Genomic DNA, 24,120 nt, shown 5'->3' on the forward strand with positions numbered 1-24,120 from the left:
GGGATGCTCACAGCCGTGCCGCTGCATGAGGATGAGGTCCCTGTCGATGAGCACCTCGTCCGCGCGTTGGTGCGATCACAGCGACCTGACCTGGCCGGGCTCCCGATCCTCGACGCAGGCGGTGGCACCGACAACACCATGTTCCGGCTCGGGCAAGCGCATGTGGCCCGGTTCCCGCGGACCCCCGAGAAGGTCGTCCCCCTGCGCAAGGAGCTGACCTGGCTCCCGCGACTAGGGCCTCACCTGCCCCAGCCGGTCCCGACCCCGGTCCATGCAGGCCAGCCCGACACGGACTACCCCTTCCCGTGGGCGGTCTTCGAGTGGATTCCCGGTGACGACGCTGGCGCCGGCCAAATCACCGACTGGGCCTGCTACGGGCGCGACATGGCACGCTTCGTCACCGCGTTGCACTCCACCGACCTGATGGGAGCCACCCGCCGGGGAGACCTCGACTGGTACCGCGGGGGCCGCGTGCAGCAGCTCGAAGACCGAGTCGCTGCCTGCTTCACGGAGGTTCGAGCACGGAGCCGCGTCGACCCGCATCTTGATCTCGATGTCGACCGGCTCGAGCGGCTGTGGTCAGCAGCTCTCGAGCTGCCCGATCCTGTAGCACCGCACGTCTGGCTTCATGGTGACCTGCGTCCGGCCAACGTCTTGACCCGCAACGGGCAGTTGTGCGCCGTGCTGGACTTCGGGGCCTTGTCGGTGGGCTGGCCTGATGTGGAGCACGTGGTGGCGTGGGACATGCCTGCGGCGGGCCGTACGACCTACCGCCAGGTCCTGGGTGTCGATGCGCTGACGTGGGCACGAGCGCGGGCGTGGGCCATTGCTTTGAGCGTCGGTGGAGTGTGTGACTACTGGACGCGTCTGCCGTCGCTGGCGCAGGAGAGCTTGCTGCGGCTGCGGGAGATCATCAGCGACTCGGAGTGAGTCACGGTCCGCGCTCGTCTTCTTGCACTGCGCCGCTCGCTCATCGGCATGTCCGCAAGATCATCGGCGGCCAGGGCCGCGCGCACCGCGGGATGACCGTGCGCCCGCGCACCGCGGGATGACCGTGCGCCCGCGCACCGCGGGATGACCGTGCACTCGTGCGCAGCGCGTCGCAACTGACCGGGCGTCGTGGCTGGGGCTCTGCTGGATCTACCCCCTTGCGGTTTGAGCAGGTGGCAGGCTGCTGAGGTGGTCGCAGAGTCCTGGTCGCGGGTCGTCACCTGGTGTGAGCAGCACGCCCCCGAAGCCGTCCGGTCCCTACGTGCACCGGCTGGACCCGATGCTCTGGCCGCTGCCGAGGCAGCCACGGGCTGCGCATGGCCTGAGCAGCTGAGGCGCTGGTACCAGCTGCACGACGGCTGCCAGGAGTACCCCCACAGCCTGCTGCTGGGCCCCTGGATGCCGCTGCCCCTGGCCGGCGTGGTCCAAGAACACCAGGCCCTGCTGCAACGGCAGGCCCACCTTCTCCGGTCGCCCTACGCCGAGACCGCTGATGTTCAGAACCTGCAGGAAGCGACGGCGCAGCCGGCGGGGACCGTCCCACCGGGCTTCTTGCCCTCCTTCATCCCGATCGCGGTGAACCTCTACGACGGAGTCCTGTACGTCGACACCCGCCCCGGCCCCTGGTCAGGGTGCATCAGCGTGCTCGGGGACCAGGACGGCCGGTGGTGGGACAGCGTCGAGGAGATGCTCTCCGAGACCGCCGGCGTCTTGGAGCAAGCCGGCCAGCTCAACTGCTACCGGCCGGTGAGCGTGTCGGGGTACCTGGAGTGGCAGCTGATGCCCGGTCCAGGACGCCAAGCTCGCGACGGGTCGTTCCCGCAAGAGGAGGAGCCGTCTGAGGAGGACGTGGCGCGCTGGGTGGAAGCCGCCCGGCGCAGACGCGCCGGGGACGACGACAACGACCCCACGACGGACCTTCGGCCCGACGAAACCGGTAGCGCGGTTGACGTCATCGGCGCTGAGCAGGAGGAGCACGAGGACGAGGAACCGGCCCCGCGGTGGGAGCCGGTGCCGGCCTCGCGCGAGGCGGTCCTGGCCGAGGTGCACCGGTACCCGGCCCCGGCCCGGGTGGGCGAGGTACCGGTGTCTCGTCTGGATGCCTTGTGGAGTGTGTCGATGGGCGGTCCCAGCGGGTTCCTGGCAGGAGTGCTGGCCTCATGGGGAGTGAGCGAGGAGCTGCTGCTGCAGCTGGACGCCTCATCCAGCTACCACCTGGGAATCGACGACGACGGGTACGGCCCGGCCGATCGGGGGGCGTCCATCGCGGTGGAGGCCCTGCGCGGGCCGTTGCTGGACCCGGGCTACGGGCAGAGTCGCCTGCTGGAGCTGTCGCCGGCTGAGTTCGTCGCGGGACAGGTGCGCTGGCGGCAGGACTGCTACCGCGAGGGCCAGTTCACACAGGGGTTCGACGAGTGGTTCGAAGGGCGCTGAGCAGCGTGAGCTGCGCCGTCCGTCCTACCAGGAATCGTGTAGTCGACGCCAGCACCGCGGGATGACCGTGCGCCCGCGCGCACGCGCACCGCGGGTTGTTCACGGGATGGGTCGTCGCGAAGGCCGTGACGTCACTGCGGCGCGGGGATCGTGATGTCCTGCAGTCGGGGGTCGGTCACGATCGCTCGGAGGGCGTCAGCCGTCGCCTGGGAATCGGCCGGGTACACGCTGTCGACGGGGATGTCGGGTGCGGCGATGGAGGCCGTGGCGGAGATTGAACGACCGTCCGGCAGGCGGAGCGAGGCGTACGGCTCCACTGGCCGCGCGGGCTCGGGCATCGACCCGAGCTGCACCAGGGTCTGGTGCGTGCCGACGGTGAGGACGTTCCCGTCGGGCAACTTCTGCTGGGAGCATGTGACCTCCCCCTTGCAGACCTCACCCGTGGCCTCCACCGCTTGCGGCGCCGTGCGGTCGATTTCGATGCCGAGGGTGACCGCGGGGGACGTGGCGGTGTTGGTCGCCTTCCACATCAGGACCGTTTGAGAGCGTGCTCGCCATCCTTCGGTGCTGCGCCCGGCGGACCAGCCCGGTAGGTGCGATTCGACGACCTCGTCGAAGGCTGCCGCGGCAGCGGCGGTCACCGCGGGGTCGACCTCCACCTCACCGCCTTGGAGGGTTTGTAGTGGCGTCGGGACCGGATCGTGTTGTCCTAGAGCCGGCCCGGCCACGGACAGCTCAAACGGCGTGGGGCCCAGCAGGTGCACCCCGCCCACCGCTCCGCCGGTCAGCAGGACGGCGGTCAGGGCGCCGAGGCCCCAGCGGGTCCGGCGCTGCCGGCGGAGCTTGGTGCGTCCGCGGCCGGTGGCCTCGGTGATGAAGGCGGTCGAGTCCTGCACGGGGCCAGCGGCAGCATGCAGCTCAGCGCGCAGGGCGTCGGTGAAGGGGTCGTGGGTCTCGGTGTTCACGAGCGCGTCCAATCGACGGAGGAGGCGGAGGCGGGGGTGTGCAGGCTGGACCGGTCGGGCTGGGGCCCTTCCGCGGCAGTGCGGTCGGGCAGGGCTTGGCGCAGCCGGGCCAGGGCCCGGGAGGCTTGGCTCTTGACGGTGCCGACGCTGATGTCGAGGAGGTCGGCGACCTGTTCGTCGCTGCGGTCGTCGAGGTAGCGCAGGACGATGACGGCGCGTTGGCGTGGTGGCAGCGGGCGCAGGACCGCGAGGAGGTCGGCGCGCTGTTCGAGCTCGAGCAGCGGCTGGGAGGGTTCGGCTCCGGCGAGGTGGTCGTCGACGTCGCGGACGGCTTCGTGGCGGTGGGAGCGGCTGCGCCAGCGTGAGGCGGCGGCGTTGGCCAGGGCGCGGCGGGCGTAGGCGCTGGGGTCTTGGATGCGGGGCCAGCGGGCGTACATCTTGGCGTAGACGTCTTGGAGCAGGTCTTCACCGATGTGGAAGTCGCCGGCCAGCAGTCGGGCGATGCGCCGCAGCTGCGGGGTCGCCTCGTGCGCCCAGGAGGTGAAGTGCTCTTCCCGGTTCATGTCGTCCACACTGCCCTGACGCCAAAGCCTCAAGATCTGGTTGCACGCCGGGTCGTTGCATCTGGCGGGCGCTGACGTCGCCCAGGCCAGTGCTCGAGCTGCGTCTCATCCGCTCTTCGGCCTGTGCGTGACGTCGCGGCCAGCCCAGGCCGCGCGCACCGCGGGATGACCGTGTGGTCGGCCAGAGGGCAGCTGAGATGCCCTAGGAGGAGGGCCAGCCTTCCCCTCGTCGGAGCAGGTACACCTCGTGGACTGCGGTCGCGATGGATCCGGCGCCGGCGACTGCCGCCGGGATGCTCAGCCACCAGCCGAAGTGGTTCAACCAGACGAGCAAGGCCGCGACAGGCATCATGATCGCCAGGATGACGTCGAAGGCGACCAAGGCCCCGTGCTTAGGGGCAGTGCCGCGCTTCCACCGGGCGATACCGCTCCGGGTAGCGGGAGGTGATGCGGTCAGCGGCATGGACGCATCTTGGGGCAGCAGCACCAGCGGCGGTGACTTTTCACTCGATCAGCGGGATGACCGTGCGCCCGCGCGCACCGCGGGATGACCGTGCGCCCGCGCGCACCGCGGGATGACCGTGCGCCGCGCGCACCGCGGGATGACCGTGAGGTCGACGTTGCGCCCGTCTTGCGGGCAGCCTGGCTTGGTCTGCCCACGCGGGCAGCTCGAGGTGGCGGAAAGTGAGGGCCGGTGCGATGGGTCGAGGACAGCAGAGGGAGCGCGATACGGAGGACGACGGCGAGGGCGCCGGCCTCCGGGTCGGAGGCGATGGGGACGACGACCAGGGCAACCAGGCCGAGGTCACCGCCTGACCTGAGTGCGCGCGCACCGCGGGATGACCGTGAGGTCGCCCGCCACCATCAAAGATCAGGGATGTCCCTGATGACGACCGACCGGTCGCAGTTCCACGATGTTCCAGCCCCTGCTCGATCCGCCGGAAAGGTCACCTCGTGACGATCGACGACCTCCTCGCGTCGCACCCCGCCGAACCTCCCCACGGCACCAAGGTGCTGCAGACGCTGACCGCGCTCACGCAGTCCGCGGCCGTCATCACCCACGGGTACGTGTCCCCCACGCATGACGAGGTCCGCTGGGTGACCCGGACCGTCCTGCGTCACGACGGGCAGCAACTGGACCGGCAGGAGTGGACCGGACCGCACTTGAACCCCGCGGACGCACTTATCGCCGCCGGTCCGAGCCCCGCCAAGGAGGACTTCCTCGCGATCAACGGTGGGCCTTACGTGACGCTCACGACGATGACCCACATCCTGCCCTCCGGGGTGATCTTCAACCGTCGTCATCTTCGTGTTCCGCGGCACGTTGAGGCGGTGCAGGTCGCCGGTGCGAGCTTCCCGGTCACAGCGATCGGTCACGTACTGCTCGCCTGGGAAGTCGCGGCCGAGGCGGCGTCGGTTCCCGCCCCGCTCGCGGCGGTGTGGGAGTCGGGGGAGGTGGAGAGCTGGGGTACCTGGGCCCAGGCTCCCCGGCCGGTCCTGATCCCCGGGTACGAGCCGTAAGCAGGGTCCGGCGCTGACTCGCGCAGATCGGCAAGACCGTGACGTCGCGTCGTCCTGACCAACGCCGTGACCGAGCGTCAGGTGGGTCGGGCGGCAGATGCCCGTCGCACCCAGGACAACAGCGTCAAGACCGTGGTGGGGTCGAGGTCCCGGGCGACCTGGTCGGCAGTGGTCGCATCGTGAGCGCCGACTCGAACGCCGTTGTCCACGAGGAAGTCGACGAGGTCGCGGCCTTCCACGCCGGGGTACCTCGCGAAGCGGCGAGGCACACCGCCTCTCAGGGAGGGGGCGTGCTCCAGCACGTGGTCGGGCACCTCGAAGCCGAGGTCGACCCGCATGACGCTCCAGTCCTCCTCGCCGTTCTCATCGCGTTGGGGGATGCGCCCGCGTGCCACCTGCTGCCTCCCGTCGGCTCGACCACCTCCGTCCGCCAGAGCATGGCACCGCGCTCCGCCCCCTCGTCCGTCCTCAGGCGCCGCGACCCTCACGGGACCCTGCGTAGGCGGGTTCCCGCAGCCGCCGCCACCCGTCCGGCACCACGAGGCCGGTCGGCGGGTTCAGGACGGGTTCGAACGTGACGTCCACGTCGACCTGTTCCTGCAGGACGAGTTCGGCGAACGGCCGCCACGGCCCGCGCGGCGCGGCGACGGCCAGCAGGAACCGCCCTCCCCGGAACCGCGCCCCCACCAGCAACGGCCCGGCCGGGGCGCGGAACGCGGCGATGCTCGAGTGCACCCCGCCTTCGGGGGCGCGTCGCGGCCACGGGACCCGCCGCCCGAGCGTGGTGGACAGGAGCAGGTCCCACGGATCGCCCCCGGGGGACCGGACGCGCAGCGCGAGACCCAGCACGTCCGGCCAGGGCGGGGGCAGCCCGGCACCGCGGGACAGCCGCACCAGGGCGCTGTCCCGGCCCGGGGCGTCGATCCACGGCACACCGGTGACCGGGCTCAGCCCGTGCCGCAGGACGGTCCCCGCCCAGACGTCGCCCCGGGGGTGCAGAGCCCGCGCCGACCGGGCTCGGGCGAGGCAGCGGAACCCGTGGCGGAGGAGCCGGGACGGCGGGGAGGGACGCACGTCTGAGGTGTTCCCCGGACGACCGGTGGCACACGTCACCGTCGGCTCCGGGATGCCCAGCCGTCGGCAGCGGGTTGCACTGGGTGATGGCCACCAGCGCCCCGACCTCGCTCCCGAACCCCACCCGCGGCCCCGTCCTGTGGCGCCCGCGGCACGTCCTCGTCACCGCCTCCGCCCAGGCCGAACCCCACGGCCAGGCGATCCTCGAGCGCCTGGCCGCCGCCGGCGTCGACAACGTCCGCCTGCTGTCCGGCGACCGGCTCCCGCCCCTGCGGGGGAAGGACGACCGCGAGACGTACGCCCGCGCGAAGCGCACGCTCGCCGTCGTCACGAGTGCCGCGTCCAAGCGCCGGCCGACCCCCATCCCGCCGAGCGCCGACTTCTCCTTCCCGCTCGCCGAGGGCTGTCCGGGCCACTGCCAGTACTGCTACCTCGCCGGGTCGCTCACGGGGCCGCCGATCACCCGCGTCTACGCCGACCTCCCGCGGATCCTGGCCGGCCTGGACGAGGTCGTCGGGACGGGAGGCGTCACGTCGGGGACCGAGGCCCGCGGGCACGAGGGCACGACGTTCGAGGCCTCCTGCTACACCGATCCGCTGGCGCTCGAACACGTCACGGGTTCCCTCGCCGCGACGGTCGAGCACTTCGGGACGCACGACTGGGCGGGTCCGGTGCAGCTGCGCCTGACGACGAAGTACGACGACGTCGACGGACTGCTCGGCCTGCCCCACCACGGCCGCACCCGCGTCCGGGCGTCCGTGAACGTCGCCGGCGTCGAACGGTTCGAGGGCGGCACGGCTCGCGTCCCGGCCCGGTTGCGCGCGCTCGGCCGGCTCGCCCGCGCGGGGTACCCCGTCGGCCTGACGATCGCCCCGATCATGCCCGTCGACGACTGGCGCACCGCGTACGGCGACCTCCTCGACGCGGCCGCGGCGGAGCTCCCCGCCGACGCGGACCTCACGGTCGAGTGCATCACCCACCGGTTCACCCCGAAGAGCAAGGACGTCCAGCTCGGCTGGTACCCGGCGACGAAGCTCGACCTCGACGAGTTCACGCGCAGCCGCAAGCACGGGAAGTTCGGCGCGGTGAAGTACGTCTACGACCGCGACACGATGCGCGAGCTGCGCGGGTGGTTCGAGGGGGCTCTCGCCGAACGCCTCTCCGCCGCGCGCTACCTGTACTGGACCTGACGACGCGCTGAGCGTGCCAGGGTCAGGACGTCGGGGACTTCGTGTCTCACCTCGGTGAGCAGGAGGACGGACGGTTGCGCCCGGTGCCCGCGCCCGACTTCGAGCGGGTCTTCGACGAGATGCCGGTTCCGCTGCTCCTGCTGACCCCGGACCTCGTGATCGTGCGGGCCAACCGGGCGCGCGCGGAGGCCACCGGCAGAACGCTCGAGGACACCGTCGGTCGCCACCTCTTCGACGCCTTCCCCGCGGACCCCGCGGACGAGGCGGCGGACGGGGTGGTGAACCTGGGCCAGTCGCTGACGCAGGTGCTCGCGACCCGTCGTCCGCACACCATGGCGGTGCAGCGGTACGACCTGCGCAGGCCCGAGGGGACCTACGAGGAGCGGTACTGGAGCCCGCGCAACGTCCCCGTCCTCGACGACCGCGGCGGGGTCGCCTTCCTGCTGCACCGGGCCGACGACATCACCGAGTACGTGCGGGCCCGGGAGGCGGCGAAGGCGTCGAAGGAGCTGAGCGACCGCCTGCGCGAACGGGCCGACCGGGTCGAGCAGGACCTGTTCGCCCGCACCCGCGAGCTGGAGGAACTCGTCGCCCACCTCGGTCGGGCGACGCGTCGCGCCGAACTCCTGGCCCGCGTCACGAGCGAGCTGACGGCCACGCTGGACGCCGAGGAGGCGGTCGGTCGGCTGGCCCGGTTGGTGGTCCCCCAGCTCGCCGACTGGTGCATCGTCAGCCTGGTCACCGAGCAGCGGCGCGGCTCGGTCCGCGCTCTGCGTGACGTCGGCAGCTGGCACGCCGAGGACGCGGCGCGACCGCTCGTCGCCGAGTACGCGGCCACCCGTCTGAGCGTCCTGCGCCCCGGGTCGTTGCTGGACGCCGCCCTGTCCACCGGGCGTGCGCAGGTCCGCGCGGCCGGGGCCACGGAGCACCTGCTCTCCGTGCTGGAGCCGGGGCGGGCGCGCGACCTCGTGGCCGAGCTGGCCCCGGAGTCGCTCCTCACGCTGCCCCTGCGGGCGCGCGGGCGGACCCTCGGTGCGCTGGTGCTGGCCAACGGCGCCGCCCGCAGCCCCATCACGGCCGAGGAGACCGCCACCGCGACCGACATCGCCGGCCGGGCCGGGCTGGCGCTCGACAACGCCCGGCTCCACCGCCAGCAGCGCGAACTCGCCGAGACCCTGCAGCGCTCGCTGCTGACGGCGCCGGCCTCACCGGACCACCTCGAGGTCGCGGTCAGGTACACGCCCGCGGCGGAGGCAGCCCGGATCGGTGGGGACTGGTACGACTCGTTCGTCCAGCCGGGCGGCGCGACGACCTTCACCATCGGCGACGTCCTCGGGCACGACACCGAGGCGGCCGCGTCGATGGCGCAGGTGCGGACCCTGCTGCGAGGGGTCGCGGTGGCGACCGGCGCCGGTCCCGCCGCAGTGCTCGCGGGGGTCGACCGCGCGATGGTCGACCTGCAGGTGGGGACGACCGCGACCGCGGTCGTGGCACGTCTGGAGCAGACGGTGGACGAGGCCGGGCGAGGGGCCCGCCGGCTGGTGTGGAGCAACGCGGGACACCCGCCCCCGGTGCTCGTCACGCCGTCGGGGCAGGTCTCCCTGCTGCACGCACGGACCGCGGACCTGCTCCTGGGGGTGCTGCCCGACGCGCCCCGCGGTGACTCCGTCGTCGACCTGGAGGCGGGGTCGACGCTGGTCTTCTGCACGGACGGCCTCGTGGAGCGCCGTGGCGAGGGACTGGACGAGGGCCTCACCCGCCTGACGGCGGTGCTGGAGGACTGCGTCCGGCGCGACCTGACGCTGGAGGCGCTCTGCGACGAGTTGCTGGAACGGGTCCTGCCGGAGCGGCCCGAGGACGACGTCGCGCTCCTGGCGGTGCGCCTGCACCGGCAGGACGGGCCCGCTGACGCGCGGCCGCCCGGAGCCGCCGACACCTGACGTCAGGACCGGCCGCAGGTGGGCCGGGCGCACGGCCGGGTGCGTCGCAGCCGTCGGCCCCACCGTCACCGGGCGGGACTTCCGGGAGTCGATCCCGTCGTCGCGCCGGGAGACGGGGTGTCCGGGTCATGTCCGGGCGGTGACGGCCGATGAAACGATCGCCGGCCGAGCAAGGGGCCCGGCGACCACCGCCGGTCCGAGGAGCCCGAACCCCATGCCGTCCCCCACCGCCCGTACCCGCACGCCGCGGACCCGCTTCGCCGACCGCTCGGTCGCGACGAAGCTCGCGGCGCTCATCGCGACCTCCACGGTCATGGCCGGCGGCCTCCTCGCCGTCGGGCTCCAGGGCATCTCCGACGTCACCTCCCGTGCCGACGCGATCTACGCCGAGAACCTCGTCCCGGGCGCTGCCCTCGGCCAGGTCCGCGCGTCGACGATGCAGGCGCAGCGCGACCTCGCGAACCTCGCGCTGGCGCAGGACGACGCGGCTCGCCAGGACCTGCAGCAGCGCATCGCGGCCGATGACAAGGCCGTCGCCGACCACCTCGAGACCTACCGCGCGGCGGCGACGACGCCGGCCCAGCGCACGCAGGTCGCCACGTTCGACACGTGGTGGACCGCCTACCGCGGCACCCGCGACAACTTCCTCGTCCCCCTCGCCACGTCCGGCGACGTCGACGACCGCGCGAAGTTCCAGACGCTCTACCTCGGCAACGTCGCGCTCCTGGCCGGCAAGGCCGAGGCCGCGCTCGACCAGCTCGACACGCTCTCCCAGACGTCGGCGCAGGGGTCGGTGGCCGCCGCCCACCACAGCGACGGCCGCGCCCGGCTCGTCCTGGTGCTCGTCACGGTCGCCGGGGTCCTACTGTCGGTGCTGCTCGCCGCCTGGATCACGCGCCTCGTCGTCCGCCCCCTGCGTCGCGTCGTCGACGTCCTGGGCAAGGTCGCCGACGGTGACCTCACCGCGAGCGTCGACATCGACCAGCGCGACGAGGTCGGCCGCATGGCCGTCGCGCTCGGCGCGGCGACGGAGAGCATGCGCCGCACCGTGTCCGGTCTCGACGACGACGCTTCGGCGCTCGCGGTCGCGACGGAGCAGCTCCAGGCCGGCAGCCGTCGCATCGCCGAGGGCGCCCAGGACGTCTCCGACCGGGCCGCCACCGTGGCGCAGGCCGCCGGGGAGGTCAGCGCCAACGTCGGGGGCGCGGCGGCCGGTGCGGAGGAGATGGGGTCCTCGATCCGGGAGATCTCCTCCAACGCGGCCCGCGCGGCCGAGGTCGCGGGCAACGCCGTCCAGGTCGCGGCGGCGACGGGCGACACGATGGCCCAGCTCGGCCGCTCGTCCGCCGAGATCGGCGACGTCGTCAAGACCATCACCTCGATCGCCGAGCAGACGAACCTGCTCGCGCTCAACGCGACCATCGAGGCCGCGCGCGCCGGCGACGCGGGCAAGGGCTTCGCGGTCGTGGCGGGGGAGGTCAAGGAGCTCAGCTCCCAGACCGCCCGCGCGACCGAGGACATCGCCCGCCGCATCGACGCCATCCAGCGGGACGTGCAGGACGCCGTCGCCTCGATCGGCAGCATCGGCACGGTCGTCGCCGAGATCAGCGACTACCAGGGCACCATCGCGGCCGCCGTCGAGGAGCAGGCCGCCACGACGCAGGAGATGGGTCGCAGCGTCGCCGACGTCGCGACGGGTGCCGGCCAGATCGCCGCGACGATCGACACGGTCGCCGCCGCCGCCCGTTCCACCGGTCTCGGTGCCGCCGAGTCCGACCGCGCCGTGAGCGACCTGGTGGAGATGACCGCGCGCATGCGGTCCACCGTCGCCGGCTTCCGCTACTGACCCGCCCGCTGACCCGCAGGAGACGAGACCCCGTGAAGCGCTCCCACCGCGCCCTGTCCGCCGCGGCCCTCGGCCTGACCCTCGCCGCCGGGCTCGCCGGCTGCGGGGACGGCACGACCGGCACGACCGCCGCCGCCCCGGCCGAGGGCCCGCACATCGCCTTCCTCGTGCCGTCGACGTCGCTGCGCTCGCTGACCTACGACGTCCCGAACTTCACCGTCGCGCTGCACGAGCGCTGCCCCACCTGCGTGGTCGACGTGCAGACGGCCGCCGACCAGGCCACCCAGAACAGCCAGGGCCAGCAGGCCGTGACGGCCGGGGCGAAGGCGGTCGTCCTCGTCGCGATCGACGGCGCGCAGGCGGGCGACCTCGTGAACGCCGCGAAGTCCGCCGACGTCCCCGTCGTCGCCTACGACCGGCTCGTGAAGAACGTCCCGCTGGACTACTACGTGTCCTTCGACGGTGGGGCCGTCGGCAAGCTCGGCGCGCAGGCGATCCTCGACGCGGCGGGCCCGGACACCTCCGGGGGCGCCGTCGTCATGCTCGAGGGCGACCCGGCCGACAACAACGCCGGCCTGTTCGCGGCGGGCGCGCACTCCGTCCTGGACGGCAAGGTCGCGATCGCCGACGAGCGCTACGTCGCCGGCTGGAGCTCGACGCAGGCCGAGGTCGAGATGACCGAGGCGCTGAAGTCCCTCGGGGGCCGGAAGCTGCTGGGCGTCTACACCGCCTACGACGGTCTGGCCGCCGGTGCGCTGCAGGCGCTGGACAAGGCCGGGTACTCCGGCGTGCCGATCACCGGGCAGGACGCCGAGACCGCTGCGCTGCAGCGCATCCTGGCCGGGACGCAGACGATGACGGTGTTCAAGGACCTCCCGGCTCAGGCCCGCGCGACGGCCACGGTCGTCGCCGACGTGCTGGACGGGAAGACGCCGCAGACGACGGGGACGACGGACAACGGCAGCGGCGCGGTGCCGACCGTGCTGCTCCAGCCGGAGGCCGTCGGCAAGCCGGAGATCACGAGCAAGGTGCTCGCCACGGGCTACACGACGGCCGACGCGCTGTGCGCGGGTGCGGCCAGCACGCTCTGCGCCCAGCAGGGCATCGGCTGACGCCACACCGGCTCGCGACCGCTTGCCGCCTCCTGACGGGTGGGTGAAGCTTCACCCACCCGTCCGACCAGAGGAGCACCCGTGAGCCCGCAGACCGTGCCGTTCGTCGTCCAGGCCCAGGGGACGGGGGTCGCCCAGGACCTCACCGTCCCCGGCGAGCACGAGCACACCTTCAAGGCCGACACCTACCCGTCCTTCGGTGGGCAGGACGCGGCGCCGAGCCCCCTGAGCTACGCCCTCGGTGCGCTGACCTCGTGCAACCAGGTGACGGGCAGCATCGTGGCGAAGGGCCTCGGCCTGCAGCTGGGCGCGTGGACGTTCCACGTCCAGGGCGACCTGAACCCGGCCGTCATCGGTGCGGGCGCGGAGGGCAACGCGAACTTCGACCGCGTCACCGTCCAGGTGAAGGTCGAGACGGACGCCGACGACGCCACCTTCGCGACGCTGCGGGACGAGACCGAGCGCCGCTGCCCCGTGACGCAGCTGTTCAAGCGCAGCGGCACGGAGTTCTCCAGCGACTGGGAGCGCCTGCCCCTGTCCTGAGTTCCGGGGGTCGCCGGGGGCCGGCGGGCACCGCGCTCAGTCGTCCCCCGGCGACGTCCCGCGGTGCGCGTCCGGCCCCAGCAGGTCGTGCAGGACGGCCGCGAGGGTCGTGAGCTCCTCGTCCGGGACGGGGAAGAGCGACGTCGCCTCCGAGAACCACACCCCGTCGGCGCACATGCGCGCGACGAGCAACCGGGCCCGCACCTGCGGGGGCAACCCGTCCAGGTCGAACCACGTCGCCATCCGCTCCTGCCAGCGCGCCGTCAGCGGCTCCCGCAGCCGGGGGTCCGCGAACACCGCCACGTCCGAGGCGTCGAAGCGCGTGGAGAGCACGAAGTCGACGTAGGCGGTGGTCCGCCGCAGCGGCCCGGCCTCGTCCGGGTCCGCGCCCAGGACGGTCCGCAACGCCGTGTCCCACCGGTCGACGACGTCGTCGACCACCGCGAGCATCAGCCCTTCCTTGCTGCCCACGTGGTGCAGCACACCGGGTTTGGTGATCCCCACCGTCCGCGCGACGGCGTCGAGGGTGACGGGCTCGCCGTGCCGCAGCAGGTCCAGGGTGCCGTCGAGGATCGCGCGCCGCGTCGCCACGGCGACAGGTTACCTACCGGACGGTCAGTCCGAACCCCCTCCGTCCCAACCCTTGACCGGCCGGGACCTCGGTCCTACGTTGACCCACGCACTGACATACCAGTCCCTCGCCGGGTCCCCGGGCCCGGCGCAGACCGTCAGGAGTCCACGTGCCCGAACTGTTCGTCGCCGGTGAGTGGCGCTCCGCCGCGGCCGGTGGGACCCGCGACGTCGTGAACCCCTTCGACGGGCAGGTGTTCGAGGTCGTCGACGAGGCCGGCGCGCAGGACGCCGAGGCGGCGGTCCTGGCCGCTCGCACGGCGTTCGACGAGGGCTCCTGGGCGCGGACACCGGTCGCCGAGCGGGCCGCCCTCCTCGACCGGGTCGCCGACCTGCTCCAGCGGGACCGCGAGGAGATCGCGCGCACCGAGACGCTCGACACCGGCAAGACGCTCGCGGAGTCCCGCATCGACGTCGACGACGTCACCGCCGTGTTCCGGTACTACGCCCGGGAAGGTGTCGTCGAGGTCGACCGGACCGTCGACGTGGGTCGCCCCGAGGTCGTCAGCCGTGTCGTGCACCACCCCGTCGGCGTCTGCACGCTCATCGCCCCGTGGAACTACCCGCTGCTGCAGATCTCCTGGAAGGTGGCGCCCGCGCTCGTCGCGGGGAACACGGTGGTCCTCAAGCCCAGCGAGGTCACCCCGCTGACGACGGTCCACCTGGTGCGGCTGCTCGAGGAGGCCGGTGTCCCGCCGGGGGTCGTGAACCTCGTCCTCGGCGCGGGCGGCGCGGTGGGCCCGGCGCTCACGAGCCACCCGGCCGTCGACCTCGTCTCCTTCACCGGCGGGCTGGCCACGGGGAAGGCGATCGCGAAGGCGGCCGCGGACACCGTCAAGCGCGTGACCGTCGAACTCGGGGGCAAGAACCCGAACATCGTCTTCGCCGACGTCGACCTGGAGGTGGCGGTCGACACCGTCCTCACGGGGGTGTTCCTGCACTCCGGCCAGGTCTGCTCGGCCGGAACGCGGCTCATCGTCGAGGAGTCCGTCGCGGACGAGCTCGTCGCCGGCGTGGTCGAGCGGGCCCGTCGCATCCGGTTCGGCAACGGCCTGGAGGACGGGGTCGAGAGCGGACCCCTCGTCTCGGCGCAGCACCGCGACAAGGTCGAGGGGTACGTCGCACTCGGGCTGCAGGAGGGCGCACGGCTCCTGACGGGTGGCCGTCGGCCGGACGCCCCGGAACTGCAGCGCGGGTTCTTCTTCGAACCCACCGTCTTCGACGACTGCGACCGCAGCATGCGCATCGTCCAGGAGGAGACGTTCGGCCCGATCCTCACCGTCGAGCGGTTCCGCACCGAGGAGGAGGCGGTGTTCCTGGGGAACGACACGACGTACGGCCTCGCCGGGGCCGTCCAGACCCTCGACGTCGAGCGCGGCGAGCGCGTCGCCGCCGCCCTGCGGCACGGGACGGTCTGGATCAACGACTTCGGCCCCTACGTGCCGGAGGCCGAGTGGGGCGGGCAGCGGATGTCCGGCAACGGCCGGGAGCTCGGGCCCGCCGGTCTCGCGGAGTACCGCGAGACCAAGCACGTCTGGCGCACCACCCGGCCCGCGGCCCCGGGGTGGTTCCAGGGCTGAGGGTCGCCGGGCACCGACCACGAGCAGGAACTTCGAGCACCACTTCGAACAGACGGAGGCACGGGTGGAACCCAGCGGTGGTGGTACAGCCGCGAGCGAGGACTCGCACGGGCTCGACGAGTACGGCTACAAACCAGGCCTCGAACGCAGCATCGGTTCCTTCGCCAGCTTCGCGGCCGGCGTCAGCTACATCTCCATCCTGACCGGCACGTTCCAGCTCTTCTACTTCGGCTACGGGACGGCCGGGCCCAGCTACCTGTGGTCCTGGCCGGCGGTGTTCGTCGGGCAGCTCATGGTCGCCCTCTGCTTCGCTGAACTGTCGAGCCGCTACAGCGTGGCGGGTTCCCTCTACAACTGGACCAAGCGCCTCGCGTCGCCGACCGTGGCCTGGGCGGCGGGCTGGACGATGCTCGTCGCCTCCGTCGTGACGCTGGCCGCCGTCGTCCTCGCGGTGCAGCTGACGCTGCCGCAGCTGTGGCCGGGGTTCCAGTTCTTCGGGGACGGCACCGACGCGACGGACTACGCCCTCAACGCCGTCGTCCTCGGCACGGTGGTCGTCGTGTTCACGACCCTCGTCAACGCGTTCGGCGTCAAGCTCATGTCCCGCATCAACTCCACGGGCGTGTTCGTCGAGCTCATCGCAGCCGTCGTCATCATCGTGCTGCTGGCCGTCCACACCACCCGCGGTCCGGACGTCGTCCTGGAGAACCGCGGCGTCGGGACCGACCACTCCGGTGGGTACCTCGGGGCGTTCCTCGTCGCCGCGCTGGCGTCGGGCTACGTGATGTACGGGTTCGACACCGCCAGCTCGCTGGGGGAGGAGACGAAGGACCCGCGGCGCACCGCCCCCCGGGCCGTCCTGCGCGCCGTCGTCGCCTCGTTCGTCCTCGGCGGCCTGATCCTGCTGTTCGGGCTGATGTCGGTGCCGGACCTCGACGACCCGTTGCTGGCGTCGTCGAACGGTGGGCTGCAGCACCTCGTCCTGTCGACCGTCGGCTCGGGGTTCGGCAAACCGTTCCTCGTCTGCGTCGTCGTGGCCGTCCTGGTCTGCTCCCTCGCCGTGCACACCGCGACGATCCGGATGATGTTCGCGATGGCCCGCGACAACAACCTCCCCGCGGGCGCGAAGCTCGCCCGCATCAGTCCCAAGCACCGCACGCCGGTCGTCCCGGCCGTCGTCGTCGGGGTCCTGGCCATCGTCATCCTCGTGGTGAACGTGGGGCAGCCGCAGATCTTCCTCGTCCTCACGAGCCTGGCCGTCGGGATGATCTACCTCGCCTACCTGCTCGTGACGGTCCCGCTGCTCGTCGCCCGGCTGCGCGGCCGCTGGCCCACCCCCATGCCGGACGGTTCGAGTGCTCCGTTCACGCTCGGCCGCTGGGGGTTGCCCGTCAACGTCCTCGCCGTGCTGTGGGGCGTGGGGATGATGGTGAACCTCCTGTGGCCGCGCGGCGAGGTGTACAACCCGGCGGCCCCGTTCCACTGGTACCTGAAGTGGGGTGCGCTGCTGTTCATCGCCGTCGTCGTGGGCGGCGGGATCCTCTACTACCGCGTGCGCCTGCGCCACACCTCCGGCGTCCTGGCCGAGCACGCCAGCACCCCCGTCGACCTCACCGCCGGCCGAGCGGCCGCAGGACGCTCGACCATCGTCGACCCGCAGGAGAAGGAGGGTCCGCAGTGACCTCGCAGACGTCCACCCCCGTCGAGGAGTTCGACTACGTCGTCGCCGGCGGCGGCACGGCCGGCTGCGTCGTGGCCGCAAGGCTGTCCGAGGACCCGGACGTCACCGTCTGCCTGCTGGAGGCCGGCCCGAGCGACGTGGGGGACCCGAACGTCCTCGTCCTCGAGGACTGGATGCACCTGCTGGACTCCGGCTACGACTGGGACTACCCCGTCGAACCCCAGGAGAACGGGAACTCCTTCCTCCGGCACGCCCGCGCCAAGGTGCTCGGCGGCTGTTCCTCGCACAACTCCTGCATCGCCTTCCACCCGCCGGCCGAGGGCCTGGACGCGTGGGAGGCGCTCGGCTGCACGGGCTGGGGCGCGGCCAGCGTCCTGCCGCTCGTCCGTCGCCTGGAGGACAACGCGGCCGGCGGTCCGCACCACGGGACGTCGGGTCCCGTGCGGTTGCGCGACATCCCGCCGAACGACCCCTGCGGTGTCGCCCTGCTGCAGGCCGCCGCGTCCGCGGGGTTGCCGACGGTGCAGTTCAACCGGGGCAGCACGGTGCGCAACGGCGCCGGCTGGTTTCAGATCAACGCGGGCGAGGACGGCTCGCGCATGTCCACCTCGCACGCCTACCTGCACCCGGTGATGGACTCCCGCCCGAACCTGACGGTCCGGACGGGGTACTGGGTGGAGAAGCTCGTCCTCGAACCCGGCCCCGACGGTGCGCTCTGCGCCACCGGCGTCCAGTTCCTCGCGCCGGACGGTGTCCACCACGGTTCCGTGCGTGCCCGTCGCGAGGTCGTGCTGTCGGCGGGGTCCATCGACACCCCGAAGCTGCTCATGCTCTCCGGTGTCGGCCCGGCGGCGCAGCTCAAGGAGTTCGGCCTCGAGGTCCTCGTGGACTCACCGGGGGTGGGGGAGAACCTCGACGACCACGTCGAGGGGCTCGTGTTCTGGGACGCCCTGCAGCCGATGGTGACGCGGTCGACGCAGTGGTGGGAGATCGGGGTGTTCGCCACGACGGAGCACGCCGCTCCGGACGCGCCGCTGCCGGACCTGATGATGCACTACGGCTCGGTGCCGTTCGACATGAACACCGTCCGCTGGGGCTACCCCACGACGGACAACGGGTTCTGCCTCACCCCCAACGTCACCCAGGGCAAGTCCCGCGGGACGGTGCGGTTGCGGTCGCGCGACTTCCGCGACCGGGCGAAGGTCGACCCGCGTTACTTCACCGACCCCGACGGCCACGACCTCGCCGTCATGACCGCCGGGATCCGGCTGGCGCGGCGGATCGTCGAGCAGGCCGAGATGGCGGGCTGGGCCGGCGCGGAACTCGCCCCCGGCAAGGACGTCGTCACCGACGACGAGATCGCCGACTACGCCCAGAAGACGCACAACACCGTCTACCACCCGAGCGCGACCGCGAAGATGGGACCGGCGTCGGACCCCCTCGCCGTCTGCGACCCCGAACTGCGCGTCCGGGGGGTGCAGGGGTTGCGGATCGCGGACGGGTCCGTCATGCCGTTCCTGCCGGCCGTGAACCCGAACATCCTCACGATGGCCATCGGGGAGAAGTGCTCGGACCTGCTGAGGGCCGCGGGCTGAGTTCCTCCGTCAGACGGTGCCGCCCACCCCCAGCACGGAGAGCAGCTGCAGCTTCTCGTGGCTCTCCGTGCCGGGGACGGCGGTGTAGACCATGAGCAGGTGGGACTGGTCGGGGTCCAGCAGCGTCTGGCAGTGCAGTTCCAGCGCGCCGACCTCCGGGTGGACGAAGTGCTTGGGCTCGTGGGGGCGCAACCCCACCTCGTGCCGCTCCCACAGGTCCCGGAGCTCCGCGCTGTGCGCGAGCGCCAGGTCGGCGAGCCGGGCGGCGCGGGAGTCCGGTCCGCGGCGCGTGACGAGCGTGCGCAGGTGCGACGCGTACAGCCGCGAGAGGTACGGGTGGTCCTCCGGCCGGTACCGCTCCCTGCTGGTGGGGTCGGTGAACCACCGGTACCCGAGGCTGCGCTCCGGACCGGTGAACCTCGTCGTGTCGCCGATCAGGGCTGCGCCCAGCGGCGTCTGCCGCAGCGTCACGCCGAGTTCCGTCACGACCTCCGCGGCCGTGTCCGTCAGCCGGTCGAGGATGCGCAGCAGCCCCGGCCCGACGTGGTCCCCGTCCGCGCCGCGGGTCGGCGGGTGGTGCCCGGCGAGGCGGAACAGGTGGTCCCGCTCGTCCAGGGTCAGGTGCAGACCCTGCGCGATGGCCGAGGTCATCTGCTCGGACGGGTGCGGTCCCCGTTCCTGCTCCAGCCGTGTGTAGTAGTCCGTCGACATGTGGCACAGCGCCGCGACCTCCTCGCGCCGCAACCCGGACGTGCGTCGGCGCTGACCCCGGGGCAGGCCCACGTCCTCGGGCTGCAGGGCCTCCCGCCGCCGGCGCAGGAAGTCCGCCAGCCCGGCGCGGTCGATGGCCTGCTCGGTCACCCGTCCTCCATCCCCTGTGGCACTGAGTCCCCCTTCCTACCCGGGGGCGGCGACCGCAGCCAGGACCCGACGGTCCCTGGTTCGTGCGTCCAGGTTCTCGGAGAGGGGGGAGTGGCGGGTCCTGGTTCCGGTTCCGGGTGTCGAGCAGGCTCGGGGGACCACCACCCGCCGCACCCCAGGAGTCGTCGTGCCCCGCACCCCGCACCTCACCGTCCCCGACCTCACCGGCCGGCGTGCCGTCGTCACCGGGGGTGCCGCGGGCATCGGCCTCGGCATCGTCCGCCGGCTCGCGGCCGCCGGGGCCGAGGTCCTCGTCCCGGTCCGGAACCGCGGGCGGGCCGAGGACGCGCTCGCCCAGGTCCGTCGCGAGGTCCCGGGGGCTCGCGTGCGCCTGCACGACCTCGACCTCTCCTCGCTCGCGTCGGTCGCCGCCTTGGGCCGCGAGCTGCTGGCCGAGGACGAACCCGTCCACCTGCTCGTCGCGAACGCGGGCGTCATGACGCCCCCGTCCCGGCAGGAGACCGCCGACGGGTTCGAGCTGCAGCTGGGCACGAACCACCTCGGGCACGTCGCACTGGTGGGCCACCTCGCGCCGCTCCTCGTCCGGGGCCGGGCGCGGGTGACGTCGCAGGTCAGCGTCGCGGCCCGCAGCGGTGCCGTGCACTGGGACGACCTCGACTGGGAGCGGTCCTACGCCGGGGGGCGCGCCTACAGCTCGTCGAAGATCGCCCTCGGGTTGTTCGGCCTCGAACTCGACCGCCGCAGCCGCGCCGCGGGGTGGGGCATCACGAGCAACCTCGCCCACCCCGGCGTCGCCCCGACCACCCTGCTCGCTGCCCGCCCGGAGATGGGGCGGGAGCGGGACACCCCGGCGGTCCGGGTGATCCGGACCCTGTCGCGCGCCGGGATCCTGCTTGGGACGGCCGACAGCGCCGCTCTTCCGGCCGTGCTCGCCGCCACGTCCCCGGCGGCGTCGGGCGGCCGGTTCTTCGGGCCGGGTGGCCCCGGGCACCTGGGCGGGGCGCCCGCTGAGCAGACCCTCTACCGGCCCCTGCGCGACGTCGCTGCAGCGCAACGGGTCTGGCAGGTGTCGCAGGAGCTCGTCGGCGTGGACATCGCAGCCGCAGCGCACGTCTGACGCCCTTGGGGGCCGAGGTGCAGTCGCTGCCAGGATGGGCGGGTGCCGACCGCCCCCTGGCCCGCCCGCTCCGGCTCGCTCGTCCTGCGGGACCCGCGTCCCGACGAGATCGACGAGCTGCTCGCCCTCCGCAACGACCCCGCCGTCAACCGCTGGATGCTGAAGACCCACGCCGAGCCGGAGGCGTTCCGCCGCGAGTGGCTGGCCGTCCCCGGCAGCGACACCGACTTCTCCTGCGTCGCCGACCTCGACGGCCGTGCCGTCGGCCTGGGGTTCCTCGACGTCGTCGACGGCATGGGCCAGCCGGGGATGCCGTCGCGCACGCAGGCCGGCATCGGCTACGTGCTTACGCCGGACGTCTGGGGCCGGGGCCTGGCCACCGACCTCGCCCGCGGCCTGCTGACGGCGGCGTTCGACGTGCTGGGGCTGCGGCGCGTGACGGCGGGCTGCTACGCCGACAACCCGGCGTCGGCCCGCGTCCTGGAGAAGGCCGGGATGCGCCGCGAGCAGCACGGTGTGCAGGACTCCTGGCACGCCGAGCTCGGGTGGGTCGACGGCTACGAGTACGCGCTGCTGGCGCACGAGTGGGCTGCGCGCCGCGACGTCGGGATCGTGTGACCCAGTGCTCAGCACCTTCCTCGTCGAGCACCGCTGGGTCACGCCCGTCCTGCTGCTGGTCCTCGTGGTGGCCGGTCTCCTCGTCGGGCCCGGGCTCGTCCGGCGCCCGCGGCTGGCCTGGGCCCTGGCGGGCCTGTCCGTCCTGCCGCTGCTGGCGTTGACGCTGGTGCCCACGAGCCGCGAGCTCGTCGCCGGCTGCGAGGTGCAGTGGGCGTGGCCGACCCCGGCGCGGGTCGAGGCGTTCGCGAACCTGGTGCTGTTCGTCGGGCCGGTGTTCCTGGCCGGTGCGGCGACCCGCCGGTGGTTCCTGGTCACCGTCGCGGGCAGCGCCTCCTCCGCGCTCGTCGAGCTGCTGCAGGCCGTCGTCCCGGCGCTGGGCCGCTCCTGCGACACGAACGACTGGTTGGCGAACACCCTCGGGTCGGTGGTCGGGGGAGTCCTGGCCCTGCTGGTGCTGCGGCTGGCCCGGCGGCGCGAGGTCGTGCGCGCCGACTGACCGCCCCCGGCCCACCCGCCGAGCGCCTACCCCCAGTCCCCGCCCACGAGCAGCTCCGCCACGGCCCGCTGTCCGTCCGCCGGCAGGTCCCGCACCGGTCGCGGCAACCCCGCCCGCGGCACGACCCCGAGCTGTTCGGCCAGGGCCGCCGCCACCCGCAGGCTGCCGTGCGCGGCCATCAGCGACCACAACGGCTCCAGCCGCGCCTCGACCTGATCCACCCGCTCGTCGTCGCCGGCCAGGACGGCCGAGGTGAGGTCGAGGCACGTCCGGGGCAGCACCCCGGCCACGACGGAGTACCAGGTGTCGCAGCCGGCCCGCAGCCCGCGCACGGCGAACGCGTCCCCGGAGACGCCGAGGGTCACACCGGCGGGGACGGCGCCGCGCAGGCCGGTGAGCCAGGTGCGGGCCGCGTCGAGGTCCGCCGGCACCCCGGGCAGCTTGAGGGAACCCACGCCGGGCAGCCGCCCCACCCGCGCGCGCAGCTCGTCCGTGAAGGTGAACCCGGTCGTCCGCGGGTTGTCGTAGACGCACACCGGCACGGACGCCGCCGCCGTCACGTCCTCGTAGAGCCCGAACACCTCGTCGTCGGTGAGCGGCTGGTACGAGACCGGCGCCAGCAGCAAGCCGGCGGCTCCCGCCCGCTGGGCGTCCTCGACCACGGCGAGCACCTCGCGGGTGCTCAGCGCCCCGACCCCGACGACGACCGGCACGTCGCCCGCCGCCTCGACCGCCGCTCGCGCGAGCCGGGCCCTCTCGCTCCGTTCGAGGTAGGCGTAGCTGCCGGTCGAGCCGAGCGCGCCGATCGAGTCGACGCCCGCGGCCGCCGAGCGCTCCACGAGGGCGACGAACCCCCGCTCGTCGACGGCGTCCCCGTCGAAGGGGGTGAGGACGAAGGCGGACAGCGGGCCGAGCACGGGACCTCCCAGGGTGGCGGTCCTCGGAGGCTACCGAGCGGTTGAACGTCGGACTGCAGGTCGCCGGGACCCGTGCCAGCCTGACGCCATGACCTCCGCCCCCGGCACCTCGGCCCCCGTCACCACGACCGGGGTCAGCCACGTCCGGCTCACGGTTCGCGACCTCACCGCCTCGCGCCGCTTCTACGACGCCCTCTTCGGCTGGGACGTCGCCTTCGAACTGCCCGCCGACGCGGACGACGAGACCCGCGAGAAGTTGTGGTTCCTCTTCGGCGGCGTCATCTACAGCACCCCCGGCGGTGGCCTGCTGGGCCTGCGCCCCGTGGCCTCGGCGGACGACGCGTTCTCCGAAGACCGGGTCGGGCTCGACCACCTCGCCTTCGGCGTCGCCGACCGCGCGGCTCTCGACGCGGCCGTCGACCGGCTCGACTCCCTGGGCGCGCAGCACGAAGGCGTCAAGGACGCCGGCGGCCTGTGGATCCTCGAGTTCCGCGACCCCGACGGGATCGCGCTGGAGCTGGCCGCGCCGCAGGGCTGACACCGGCCCCCGCGGGAGGGGGAACGTTGACTCCCCGGTGTCGATCATCGTCACCGGGGAGTCAACGTTCCCGTCGAGACGCGCCTCACCCCCCGACCAGGCGCCGCCGCAACTCCGAGGCGTACCGCCGCACCGCCGCCACGAGCTCCTCCCGCCTCGCGCCGTCCACGGCGCCGCTCTCGAACGTCACGGCCAGGCTCGCGACGGGCCACCCCGCGCGGTCGGTCACGGCCACCGCGACGGACGCGAACCCCGCGGTGATCTCCCCGTCCTCGACGGCGAACCCCCGCTGCCGCGTCCGCACCAGCTCGGCCCGCAGCTCCCGCAGCGTCGTCGTGCCCCGCCCGTCCAGGGCCGCCGAGTCGGGGAACAGCGCGCGCACCTGCTCCCTCGGCAGTTCCGCCAGCAGTGCTCGCCCGCTCGCCGTGAGGTGCGACGGGAGCCGCACCCCCACGTCCGTGACCAGCGCGGGCCGCCGCGGTGCGCGTTCCTCGACGAGGTAGACGACCTCCCGGCCCACGAGCACGGCGAGGTGCGCGGACTCCCCGACCCGGTCGACGAGCGCGGCCAGCACGGGCCGGCCCAGCCGGGTCACGGGCTCCTGCCGCACGTACCCCGAGCTCAGCTCGAAGGCCGCGATCCCCAGGCCGTACCGCCGCGCCTCGGGGAAGTGCAGGACGAAACCCTGCTCGGCCAGCTCGCCGAGCAACCGGTAGACGCTCGAGCGCGGCAGGTCCAGGGCCCGCGCGAGCGTCGCCGCGGCGACCGGACCCTGCTGCGCCGCCATGAACGACAGGATCCGCAGCGCCGCCCCGACGGTCGGCGCACCCGTCGACGTGGCCACGTCCAGAGTGTCCAGCATCCTGGACACCGGCGCCGCGCCGGGCG

23 protein-coding genes are annotated in these 24,120 nt (G+C 73.1%); 15 read left to right on the forward strand and 8 right to left on the reverse strand.

Going from position 1 to position 24,120, the window contains the following annotated elements; all coding sequences use genetic code 11:
• The first annotated feature begins 15 nt into the window (after nt 1-15).
• Nucleotides 16-930 carry an aminoglycoside phosphotransferase family protein gene (locus ACFEMC_RS22905; RefSeq protein WP_380172226.1) on the forward strand — a complete coding sequence of 305 codons (915 nt, stop codon included), beginning with the start codon at nt 16-18 and terminating at the stop codon, nt 928-930.
• Nucleotides 931-1,119: 189 nt separating this feature from the next.
• Nucleotides 1,120-2,424 (forward strand): SMI1/KNR4 family protein, encoded by a 1,305-nt coding sequence (locus tag ACFEMC_RS22910; RefSeq protein ID WP_380172228.1) that lies wholly within the window; start codon nt 1,120-1,122, stop codon nt 2,422-2,424.
• 131 nt (nt 2,425-2,555) lie between these two features.
• Here ACFEMC_RS22910 and ACFEMC_RS22915 read toward each other — a convergent pair whose 3' ends face one another.
• On the reverse strand, nt 2,556-3,389 hold the full coding sequence (locus ACFEMC_RS22915; RefSeq protein WP_380172230.1) for a hypothetical protein: 834 nt from the start codon (nt 3,387-3,389) through the stop codon (nt 2,556-2,558).
• Nucleotides 3,386-3,952, reverse strand: coding sequence for a SigE family RNA polymerase sigma factor (locus ACFEMC_RS22920; protein WP_380172232.1), 567 nt, complete (start codon nt 3,950-3,952; stop codon nt 3,386-3,388). The genes ACFEMC_RS22915 and ACFEMC_RS22920 overlap by 4 nt, the downstream gene beginning before the upstream one ends.
• A gap of 954 nt (nt 3,953-4,906) precedes the next feature.
• Between ACFEMC_RS22920 and ACFEMC_RS22925 the strand changes: the two genes are divergently transcribed.
• A complete protein-coding gene (locus ACFEMC_RS22925) occupies nt 4,907-5,473 on the forward strand; it encodes a hypothetical protein (RefSeq protein ID WP_380172234.1) in 567 nt (188 codons plus the stop codon).
• A gap of 77 nt (nt 5,474-5,550) precedes the next feature.
• Here ACFEMC_RS22925 and ACFEMC_RS22930 read toward each other — a convergent pair whose 3' ends face one another.
• On the reverse strand, nt 5,551-5,868 hold the full coding sequence (locus tag ACFEMC_RS22930) for a hypothetical protein (RefSeq protein WP_380172236.1): 318 nt from the start codon (nt 5,866-5,868) through the stop codon (nt 5,551-5,553).
• Nucleotides 5,869-5,941: 73 nt separating this feature from the next.
• Nucleotides 5,942-6,547, reverse strand: coding sequence for a hypothetical protein (locus ACFEMC_RS22935; protein WP_380172238.1), 606 nt, complete (start codon nt 6,545-6,547; stop codon nt 5,942-5,944).
• Nucleotides 6,548-6,633: 86 nt separating this feature from the next.
• Here ACFEMC_RS22935 and ACFEMC_RS22940 point away from each other — a divergent pair, with 86 nt between their 5' ends.
• The 5 genes from ACFEMC_RS22940 (at nt 6,634) to ACFEMC_RS22960 (ending at nt 13,178) form a co-directional block, all read left to right on the forward strand.
• The gene (locus tag ACFEMC_RS22940; RefSeq protein ID WP_380172240.1) at nt 6,634-7,737 is read left to right on the forward strand and encodes a spore photoproduct lyase family protein; all 1,104 of its coding nucleotides are present in this window, start codon (nt 6,634-6,636) and stop codon (nt 7,735-7,737) included.
• Between the two features lie 83 nt (nt 7,738-7,820).
• Nucleotides 7,821-9,677, forward strand: a complete 1,857-nt coding sequence (locus ACFEMC_RS22945; RefSeq protein ID WP_380172242.1) for a SpoIIE family protein phosphatase — start codon at nt 7,821-7,823, stop codon at nt 9,675-9,677.
• A 214-nt stretch (nt 9,678-9,891) separates the two neighbouring features.
• Nucleotides 9,892-11,523, forward strand: coding sequence for a methyl-accepting chemotaxis protein (locus ACFEMC_RS22950; protein ID WP_380172244.1), 1,632 nt, complete (start codon nt 9,892-9,894; stop codon nt 11,521-11,523).
• A 32-nt stretch (nt 11,524-11,555) separates the two neighbouring features.
• Nucleotides 11,556-12,635: a sugar ABC transporter substrate-binding protein gene (locus ACFEMC_RS22955; protein ID WP_380172246.1), complete on the forward strand. Its 1,080-nt coding sequence runs from the start codon at nt 11,556-11,558 to the stop codon at nt 12,633-12,635.
• Between the two features lie 81 nt (nt 12,636-12,716).
• Nucleotides 12,717-13,178 (forward strand): OsmC family protein, encoded by a 462-nt coding sequence (locus ACFEMC_RS22960; protein WP_380172248.1) that lies wholly within the window; start codon nt 12,717-12,719, stop codon nt 13,176-13,178.
• Nucleotides 13,179-13,214: 36 nt separating this feature from the next.
• Here ACFEMC_RS22960 and ACFEMC_RS22965 read toward each other — a convergent pair whose 3' ends face one another.
• Complete coding sequence (locus ACFEMC_RS22965; protein ID WP_380172250.1) at nt 13,215-13,769, reverse strand: TetR/AcrR family transcriptional regulator; 555 nt, start codon at nt 13,767-13,769, stop codon at nt 13,215-13,217.
• Nucleotides 13,770-13,918: 149 nt separating this feature from the next.
• Between ACFEMC_RS22965 and ACFEMC_RS22970 the strand changes: the two genes are divergently transcribed.
• The 3 genes from ACFEMC_RS22970 (at nt 13,919) to ACFEMC_RS22980 (ending at nt 18,664) form a co-directional block, all read left to right on the forward strand.
• Entirely contained in the window at nt 13,919-15,388 is a 1,470-nt protein-coding gene (locus ACFEMC_RS22970) for an aldehyde dehydrogenase family protein (RefSeq protein ID WP_380172252.1), read from the forward strand.
• 64 nt (nt 15,389-15,452) lie between these two features.
• Nucleotides 15,453-17,069: an APC family permease gene (locus ACFEMC_RS22975; RefSeq protein WP_380172254.1), complete on the forward strand. Its 1,617-nt coding sequence runs from the start codon at nt 15,453-15,455 to the stop codon at nt 17,067-17,069.
• Entirely contained in the window at nt 17,066-18,664 is a 1,599-nt protein-coding gene (locus ACFEMC_RS22980) for a GMC family oxidoreductase (RefSeq protein WP_380172256.1), read from the forward strand. Before ACFEMC_RS22975 ends, ACFEMC_RS22980 begins: the two co-directional genes overlap by 4 nt.
• A 9-nt stretch (nt 18,665-18,673) precedes the next feature.
• Here the strand turns inward: ACFEMC_RS22980 and ACFEMC_RS22985 are convergent, their stop codons facing one another.
• Nucleotides 18,674-19,525, reverse strand: a complete 852-nt coding sequence (locus ACFEMC_RS22985) for a helix-turn-helix transcriptional regulator (protein ID WP_380172258.1) — start codon at nt 19,523-19,525, stop codon at nt 18,674-18,676.
• 187 nt (nt 19,526-19,712) lie between these two features.
• Here ACFEMC_RS22985 and ACFEMC_RS22990 point away from each other — a divergent pair, with 187 nt between their 5' ends.
• Genes ACFEMC_RS22990 through ACFEMC_RS23000 form a run of 3 tightly spaced genes read left to right on the forward strand, consistent with a single transcriptional unit; the run spans nt 19,713 to nt 21,777 of the window.
• A complete protein-coding gene (locus tag ACFEMC_RS22990) occupies nt 19,713-20,663 on the forward strand; it encodes an SDR family oxidoreductase (protein ID WP_380172260.1) in 951 nt (316 codons plus the stop codon).
• Between the two features lie 42 nt (nt 20,664-20,705).
• Entirely contained in the window at nt 20,706-21,281 is a 576-nt protein-coding gene (locus ACFEMC_RS22995) for a GNAT family N-acetyltransferase (protein WP_380172262.1), read from the forward strand.
• A gap of 4 nt (nt 21,282-21,285) precedes the next feature.
• Nucleotides 21,286-21,777, forward strand: coding sequence for a VanZ family protein (locus ACFEMC_RS23000; RefSeq protein WP_380172264.1), 492 nt, complete (start codon nt 21,286-21,288; stop codon nt 21,775-21,777).
• Nucleotides 21,778-21,803: 26 nt separating this feature from the next.
• Here ACFEMC_RS23000 and ACFEMC_RS23005 read toward each other — a convergent pair whose 3' ends face one another.
• Nucleotides 21,804-22,694 carry a dihydrodipicolinate synthase family protein gene (locus ACFEMC_RS23005; RefSeq protein ID WP_380172266.1) on the reverse strand — a complete coding sequence of 297 codons (891 nt, stop codon included), beginning with the start codon at nt 22,692-22,694 and terminating at the stop codon, nt 21,804-21,806.
• 88 nt (nt 22,695-22,782) lie between these two features.
• Between ACFEMC_RS23005 and ACFEMC_RS23010 the strand changes: the two genes are divergently transcribed.
• Nucleotides 22,783-23,232, forward strand: coding sequence for a VOC family protein (locus tag ACFEMC_RS23010; protein ID WP_380172268.1), 450 nt, complete (start codon nt 22,783-22,785; stop codon nt 23,230-23,232).
• 85 nt (nt 23,233-23,317) lie between these two features.
• Here ACFEMC_RS23010 and ACFEMC_RS23015 read toward each other — a convergent pair whose 3' ends face one another.
• Entirely contained in the window at nt 23,318-24,094 is a 777-nt protein-coding gene (locus ACFEMC_RS23015) for an IclR family transcriptional regulator (protein ID WP_380172270.1), read from the reverse strand.
• Between the last annotated feature and the right edge of the window lie 26 nt (nt 24,095-24,120).

This window comes from Kineococcus sp. DHX-1 (assembly GCF_042473625.1).
Classification (GTDB): Bacteria; Actinomycetota; Actinomycetes; order Actinomycetales; family Kineococcaceae; genus Kineococcus.